This is a genomic window from Pseudomonas asplenii (assembly GCF_001293465.1).
GTDB lineage: Bacteria > Pseudomonadota > Gammaproteobacteria > Pseudomonadales > Pseudomonadaceae > Aquipseudomonas > Aquipseudomonas fuscovaginae_B.
In genome coordinates this window covers 16,986-18,089 of record NZ_JSYZ01000045.1, presented here as the reverse complement: position 1 = coordinate 18,089, position 1,104 = coordinate 16,986, and the positions used below count along the sequence as shown (strand labels likewise).

The window sequence follows — 1,104 nt, the reverse complement described above, 5'->3', positions numbered from 1 at the left end:
CCTGTACGAATATACAGTTAACTTAGAATAAACTTTACTCCTCGCGCTCACAATAGGCATCATTTATTTAGCAGCATCAACATAGACTCGACAAGCCCCTTATAATTATAGGCGCCCTCTGCCGAATCATTTCCGCATTCATACTTCGAAACCTTCCCCGCATCGACCAACAAGAAGTTGTTAGCGATCTGTTTCTGGTAGAACCCTCTTGCACTCATCTCATGACATGGCACAGCAATGACAGCAGCATGAGACTCCCTTGATGCATAGAAAAGACGAACAGAGACAGAAGCGCACCCCATAATCTCTTCATTAATGAACATCAGATGGCCAAATCTCTTTTTTTCATCTTCCCTCGAACCTTCAAGCTTACCGCCAATAGCAAGCAATACACGCTTCGCGATATCCATTGACGCGCCATCTGAGATCCCGGGTAGTGCTTGTTGGATTATCTGCGTGCCAACAGGCACCGCGCAACTTCTGATTTCTAGGTTTCTATCATATCTTTCAAGCTGAACGAACAAACCGCTACCCTGAAGAAGCGTCATCCATCCATCATAGTCAAACAGGCCTCTCCCACTTTCGCTCATGGCCTTAGCCATGGCATCAAACAAGGTAGAGACGCCTTTGAACAAACGCCTAGCCTCATCACTCAACGTAGCCTCTCTACTAGTTGAGGCTGTAAAAATATTACCAGTGGAGTTTAGTTGAAACTTAACCGCCGCATCTTCGTCTTGAGACATAGATTCAAAATCAAACCTTCCCATGCTTGCCCATCCCTGCTCAACCAAGATGATGATTAGTACCCCGAGAGCCTGAGCCCGAGCACCTGGACAGAAGCTGCCCCGCCTAGTTATACGCCTTAGCCTAAGAGAATTGAAAGAGTGGAGTCCGTAAAGCTCTACGCGTGGAAGCAAGACCCGACATGGTCACCTTGGTTAAGCCGGTCTCTATCTCGCAACTCAAGCTTGATATCCATTTGTTCCCTCACCCCAGAAATGGGTAGTCCCGCTCAGTTCCCTCCCTAATGCAGCAGGGCGTGTTGAAGTATGTGCTGCTCGTAGGCCTGATCAGCCGCCGCCACCTTGTTGGCACACAAGAACG

General features: G+C 48.1%; 1 protein-coding gene. It reads right to left on the bottom strand.

The annotated features are described in order from the left end of the window. Positions 1 to 59: 59 nt before the first annotated feature. Positions 60 to 767: a hypothetical protein gene (locus PF66_RS30975; RefSeq protein WP_054064815.1), complete on the bottom strand. Its 708-nt coding sequence runs from the start codon at positions 765 to 767 to the stop codon at positions 60 to 62. Between the last annotated feature and the right edge of the window lie 337 nt (positions 768 to 1,104).

Coding starts and splice junctions, on each gene's coding strand:
- PF66_RS30975 (WP_054064815.1), bottom strand. CDS start 767: ATGGGAAGGTTTGATTTTGAATCTATGTCTCAAGACGAAGATGCGGCG.